A 7,191-nucleotide genomic window follows, 5' to 3' on the forward strand; every position below is an offset into this window, starting at 1 on the left:
TCAATTAGACACGATCAGCCGTTGCGTCTGCAACGTTTTACCGTCACCTTCCATACGAATGATATAAATTCCTGGTGTCCAGTTACTTGTGTTCAGTTTCCAGCTTCCGTGATCGACATCCGGCACAGTTTCCTGCGTCTTTCTTCCATACTGGTCGTAAACAGAAATATTGCGCTCGCTATAACCGGCAGCGCCGTAGTCATACGAGATATTTACTTCCTGTGAAGCAGGGTTAGGGAACACCATCATAGCCGTTGCAACAGGGTTTTTAACTCCTGTTTTTACGGAATCGGTATTAACCCCCTTTTCCTCAATCCAAGTACAACCGGGTAGTTTTACCTTGATCTTTCTAAAACATTTATCACCATTAGGCATAGTGAACTCAATTTCTACAACAACAGATGAAGGGGATGGCGCATAAGTAAATGTGGTATATGTGAGTGAAAGTGTATTTAACCCCGGAACTAAAGTATCTGAGAATGGAGTGATCGGGCCATTGTCTGTACCAATATTAAATGTGATACCAGGCACGCCAACAATAACATCAATTGTACCCGAGTACGACGCTGCGCTTGTATCGCACGTGAATGTAACGCCTACATACCTAACAAAATTATCGCAATCAGCACATTTGCCCACTTTTATATCCATAGGATCAGAAACTTGTTCGCACAAACCATTATCTAATAGCCACTGGTACGAACCATCACCAGCTATAGTGAATGGATCCATCATACCACCACCAGAAGCCACCGGTGATCCATCCTTCCACCACTCCCAATATGGGAATGGAACATGTGGAGGGCCGTAAAGAGTTATAGGCAACTGTTCCTGGCATATGGTATAACAGCCAGCGGGAAGATACTGGAAATAGTATTCAGGAGACTTAGGAATGAAGGCATCTACATAAACCTCGCATCCCTGCTCATCTGTAAACCATACCCTGTATGGTCCTCCGTTATAAATGTCAGTTATAGCCCCCATTGTGCCATTGCTCCATCTGAATGTACCTGCGATGGAATCTGTTGCCTCTAGCTGTATATGATACTGACTGCAATCTACCAGTATAGTATCTATAACCGGTACCGGCACTCTATGTATCTGTATAATATGCACAGTAGAGGTATCGTAGCACGGAACATTGCTTACCGAATCAAATGTACCTACAACAAGCTGAAAAGCATAACTGCCCTCCGCCAGGCCAGTCAGCCTTATAAAAGGTGTTGTAGCCTGCGGGAAACCATCTATATACCATTGATAAGAATTGCTTAACCCTGCAAAACCATTCAGCACAACATCATCACCAAGGCAATAACTTTCCCTGCCTGTTATCTCTGATGTTGGTGTGTGTAAAATTTTCGCCATTTCTGCATCGGTAGTTATTTGACATTTGTGGTTGTCAAATAGGGTTACCCAATATGAGCCTGATTCCAGTACACTTTCTGTAACAACAGGATAATATGTTGTAGTACCAGTAGACCAAAGTAAAGAAGAAGGAAAAGGAGGTAATAGTGTACTTAACACGAGAATCGCAGGCTCACCGCTACATACGATAACACTGTCATCCAAGCGACCGTTAAGTTGGTTTTTGAAGATTTGTACCCCTTGAGTAGTATCAGCAGTGCAACCAAAGCTATCAGTAATTGTTAGCGTTACAGGGAAAATTTGGCTAACTCCAATTCCTGCATAAGTAAACGTCCGCTGTGGATCACGCATAATAATATTCGAAAGGTCTCCGAAATCCCAATGATAGCTAATGATGCCAGCTGTATCTGTGGCAATAAACTGTACAGGCACACCGCTACAAATAGGAACTACCGTATCAGTAAAAGATACATGTCGTCGTGCAGGCAGGGTTATGATCTTTGTTCGGGTGCATGTTCCTGCTGAAGTGATTACAGTTTCTACGACAGTATCTGCACCGGGGGCAGATAATAACAAGGTAATGTTATTACCTACACCTACTGGTGTGCCATTTAAAGTCCATGAAATAGTGCTGAGTGTAACCCATGGTAGATAAGCTGTACGATCTGAGATGAATACGCTGTCAATACCTCCGACTGCACATTTAAATCGGTAATCGAATGATGGCACAAATGGTATGGTGTCATAAATATCTCTATGGCAGCCAGTATAAACGAACTGGAACAGGTAAATTCCCGGCACATCGTAAGTATAAGTAGCGTTTACTCCTGATGTGGTAGAGCTGACAGGAGGCTCGGGGGCATTCCAGTAGGGCGAAGGTGCGCCTGCGTCGCCAACAACTGTTATTGTATTGCATGATACCGAGGACGATATAGTAGGATCATAACTACTACCACATCCTGTGCTACCACAATTACTAAACAGCACACTGTTGGAAGTGGACTGGCAGCCATTGTCGGCCACTACTACGAAATAATAGAAGCCTGTATCAATAGCCGACTGCGTCGTTGCTGTACCCAATACACCTGATGGTCCGTACCACTGGTAGCTGGTAACTGTTATGTTATTGGTAACTGTACCCACTGCTACAGCCGCAGGAGGGAGATTGACACATGGATGTCCCGAACTGGCATAAGCTACTGGCCCTGGAATAACAGGGACAATAATGCTGGCAGACCCTACTGGCGGACAATTGCCTGATGTACCGGGAATAGAGGTTACCAGTATCGTGTAATTGATATTTCCTGACGTGGTGTTATCTGGGAACGAATGCTGAACACTATCGGATGCAGTGACCAATATAGGTGAACCGTCACCAAAGTTCCATACATAAGCGGAATCACCCGCTGTAGCATGAAATACTATAGGTGTATTGGGGCAGGCAGGATTAGGCGTACAGCTTAGTGCTAGTGCGGTTCCATGCAGGTGGACAAAAGCGGTATCTGAAAATACACTGTCGCATTTGCGGATTGTCAACACCACTTTAGCCGTCGGGTTGCCAAGCAGATTATTCCATATCACATTGCATGTAGTTCCGTGATTGCCGCTTACTACGCTTCCCGCACTATCGGGCATGATCATCCAGTCGTATACTTCACCTCTCGTATAGTTGATTGAATAAGTGCGGGTTGAATTGACGCATGGGGTTGTATCACCCGTAATACCTGTAGGAACTACCTCTTGTAGTATATCAATGGTGTCTGCTGGTCCCACACAATATGGTGGCACTGTGCTGATGCGGTTTACGATCAGCTGTTTGGTGCCGCTGCTTGACCAAATTACATTAACAACCGGGCTACCAGATGCCGGGGAGACAACTCCTCCTATAGCCTGCCAGTTATATATTGTTCCTGCTGCATCGGCAAACGCCCTGTAAGTATATACCCGGTTCAGGCACACAGTATCTTTGCCCATTACCGTATCTATCATCGGCGGTATATCTGCTACAAATACAGTAAAAGGCTGAATGCAGAAACCGGTGTTGGCCGTAAGTGTATAGTACCCCGGTGTTGAGAATGTAGGGTAAATTGTTGCTGCATGTGTAATTGTTGTTATTACTCCTAATGGGTCTGTTATCGTCCAGTCGGCAAAGACACCTGATAGTGCAAAATAATACCCCTCAGTGCCACTACAAAGTACACTGTCGCCCATAATAAAGTCAGGCTCTACAGCTACAATGGTTTTATCTACATTCCCTCCACATCGCTTAATGATGTTCTGATACCAACCGTGGATCACATATGTCCCAGCTGTCGTAAATCTCACCAATACGGTATGGTCATTTCTAAACCCGACTATAGATGCTGAAGAGCCTAAAACGCCCCACATATATTCCGTACCTCCCCAAAGCGGCAATTCATATTCGTATATTTCATTGATACATACTACATCAAGCCCATGAATAGGGGCGTTTAGCTCTATTACAGGTACCTTCATAGATGTTGTGTCTGCACACGCTCCGCAGGTATTAGACATACTTACGTACCCGAAATTATCAGGACCAAGGTTATCCCATTTAACTGTGATCGTACTGGTGCTGTCGCCGGACAAGATTGTACCTCCGTTTATCGACCAGATTGGACCACAATCATTGGAGACATTATAAGTTATGGTTTCATTCTCGCAAACGATAGAAGGACAATATATGTTTGGCCCCTTTATGTTATCGACAGTAATTTTTACCCTGAATGTATCAGTACAATTACAAGCATTTCTGACAATAAGAGTAACTTGATGCGTTCCCGGATCTGTATAAGTGTGAGACGGGTTTGTGAGCGTTGAACCTGTTCCATCTCCAAAATCCCATACGCATGTTGTTATCGGAAGTAGAGAATCTCCGATTGAAAGATTCGTAAAGACAATTGAACCATTTAGGCATACTGAAATGGAACTAGCAGAGAATAATGCATGTGGTTTATGTATCACTTTTATACATGCCGTAGCCGAACCGATACAATGACTGAAAGTATCATATACGGTTACACTTCCTGTTGTTCCGGCCGATGGCCAAAATACATCGATACTGTCTCCGTAATTGGTAATTACATTGCCACCAGTTATTACCCATGTGTATGAACTGCCTGAAACTCCATGGGCATAGTACCTAAGTACACTGCTATCACAGACAAGTATGCAGCCAGTGGAATCAGTTATGATATGTTCAGAGCCAAATTCTCCATTCCCCAGATCCTGGCAGGCGACGATAAAATTAGTCGTAATGAACGGAGCCATATTTACCATAACTAGCGCAGTAACGGTAAACGTGCCGCACATACTGGTAGCTGTATAGGTGATGGTGGTTGTTCCGGTAGCAATACCAGTAACCACTCCTGTGGTCGGATCTACAACTGCGATCGCCGGATTTTCACTTGACCATACTCCGCCGGGAATAAAATTATACAAATTAGTTGTTGACCCTGAGCAGACAGCTCTTATGCCATCTATTGGTGGTGCAGGAGGTATAATCCAAATCTCATGTGTTGTAGATACATCCCCGCAATAAGTAGACACAGTATATCCGATTATTACCCGTCCCGAATGTACGGCCGTGAACTTGCCAGTAACCGGATCAATTGTGCCAGCTGTTGCTCCGTCAATTATATACCATGTTCCACCGGTGAGGGAGTCAGTCATCGTGTACATTGTGCCGATACATCCCGTATCTGCCCCGATTATTGGAGGACTGGAAGGCACAGTTATCACATATACGGTGTCATAAGCATCATTAGCACAGGCGGTATCCACAAAATGGTAACGGATAACAGCCGATCCTAATGCCAGCCCCGTTACTAAACCAAAAGGGTCGATCGCAGCTATTGTCGGATCAAGGCTTGACCACACACCTGAGGAGACCGTTTCACTAAGTAGTGTAGCTCCTCCAAGGCACATGGTATCATATCCTGTAATTATCCCGGCATCCGGCAACGGCAATATAGTTATCGGGTCGCTGACAATAAAAGCCGAGCATCCCCAGAGATTAGTATAAGAATAAGTAATTACGACTGTTCCCGCTGATACTCCGATAACATAATCTCCAGTGGTTATTGCTATTGATGTATCACTGCTACTCCATGTTCCTCCAGTGAGTGTATCGCTCAGCATGGCAGACTCACCAATACACAAATGATCCGGCACGACAAATGGTGGAATTACTGGATAAGGATAGAAAATTTGAACATCCCATAGTATCAATTACAGTCAGGGTTACATTGAAAGAACCTGAAGACGGGTAATTGTAGGTTGGTGAAGAACCTGAAGTTGTATCACCATTTCCGAAGCTCCACTTACAGGTGAAAGGAGGATGCGTGCCTGTTGACGTATTTCCAAATGTTATAGGAGTTCCCAGGCACACTGTTGAATCTGTTACAGTAAAGTTGACTGAGGGAGGTGGGTAAACTGTAATCGTATGGGTAATGCGGCTCGTGTCTAATGAGCCATTATACGCAGTTAGAGTTATTATATAGTTTCCCGGTGTTGTATAAGTGCATGCCGCATCGGTTTGTGTAATTAGGCCAGCTCCGTCCCCTAGATCCCAAATGAATCCTGTTGTATCACCAATAGATGTATTGGTAAAACTGACGACTAATGGGGAGCAACCCGCTACATGATCAATAGTGAAACTTGCATGTACTGCCCCCTCCGCGAAGAAACTAACAAAAGATAGTAAGATAACTGCAAAGTATTTGAAGAAGAGCTTTTGCATATGATTAGATTTTGAAATAGTGAATGAATAATATTTACAAGGGATAGGATTTAAACTTACAAAAGTTAATTTATTTATTATAATTTTTCATACCGTGAAAAATACCCTTTTATATACCAAATATTTCACAGGTAGTGCTTTCTACTAGAAGGTTATAACGATAATCCTGAACCCTATTCATTCTATTTTATAAAAAACGCTGACGCTATATACGTAGCTGCTGTGTTTGATATGACGTACGACTTACATGCCTATGTATTACCTAACTTTCGTAAACAAGGTCATTTATCCTTGGCCTTGCCCCAATCAATTATACCTCATCTTTTACGCAACAGATCAGAGCAACGAATAACAATAGACAAAAGCAGACTTGGAGAAAAAGGATATAACGCATCGCAAAGTGTAGCACTAAGAGCAGGATTTTATAAAGTTGCCGAGGCAGAAGGAAATATTACTTATGTCATAACCGAAGAGAGTGCAGATATTTCTTTCATCAATGGCGAAGACAAGCAAATTCCAAAAAAGAGAATTGAAGAGCTACAAAAGCAAATTAACTTCTTATCTCGTTCAGCTTTAGTTCTACGAAGTGAATTGGAGATTCATACAGGAGTAAATGAATACACCGAGGAGTTAAAAGGATTATCAGACGAAATAACTCGTCACATTATAAAAGTTGAGAACTTTTGGATTAAACATCAAAGAGAATCGCAGTAATATACCAAGTATAACTGCACTTTTTGTAGATCTATTGTTACTTATAAGAATCAAAAACGCCTGTAAATATTGATTTTACAGGCGTTTTCGTGAAATCTTGAGTGCCCCAGACAGGAAGTTTATCGAACCAATTGATGGACATATTTAGGCGGTTGTTTACACTTCAGCTATAGTACCTTGGTTGTAGGCGAGTCCCGAAAAGGAGACTCGACGGGGACGGAGGCATGAAAATTATTGCTTCCACGACTGTGTATTTATCATTCTCATCAGCATATTACCTCGGCCTGTAAGATCCTCAGACTTATTAGATAGTATAATAAGCCCATTTCCGAAAATCGTATCAATGGCAA

Annotated in this window: 3 protein-coding genes; 1 reads left to right on the forward strand and 2 read right to left on the reverse strand. The window is 43.0% G+C overall.

Translation table 11 applies throughout. The features are described from left to right. Both CJD36_RS05115 and CJD36_RS05120 read right to left on the reverse strand, forming a co-directional pair. Positions 1 to 5,559 (reverse strand): PKD domain-containing protein, encoded by a 5,559-nt coding sequence (locus CJD36_RS05115; RefSeq protein WP_133162507.1) that lies wholly within the window; start codon positions 5,557 to 5,559, stop codon positions 1 to 3. After that, the gene (locus tag CJD36_RS05120; RefSeq protein WP_105038010.1) at positions 5,534 to 6,127 is read right to left on the reverse strand and encodes a PKD domain-containing protein; all 594 of its coding nucleotides are present in this window, start codon (positions 6,125 to 6,127) and stop codon (positions 5,534 to 5,536) included. Before CJD36_RS05120 ends, CJD36_RS05115 begins: the two co-directional genes overlap by 26 nt. 231 nt (positions 6,128 to 6,358) lie before the next feature. Between CJD36_RS05120 and CJD36_RS05125 the strand changes: the two genes are divergently transcribed. Beyond that, positions 6,359 to 6,841 (forward strand): hypothetical protein, encoded by a 483-nt coding sequence (locus CJD36_RS05125; RefSeq protein WP_133162508.1) that lies wholly within the window; start codon positions 6,359 to 6,361, stop codon positions 6,839 to 6,841. Positions 6,842 to 7,191 lie beyond the last annotated feature (350 nt).

Source organism: Flavipsychrobacter stenotrophus (assembly GCF_002954265.1).
Taxonomy (GTDB): Bacteria; Bacteroidota; Bacteroidia; order Chitinophagales; family Chitinophagaceae; genus Flavipsychrobacter; species Flavipsychrobacter stenotrophus.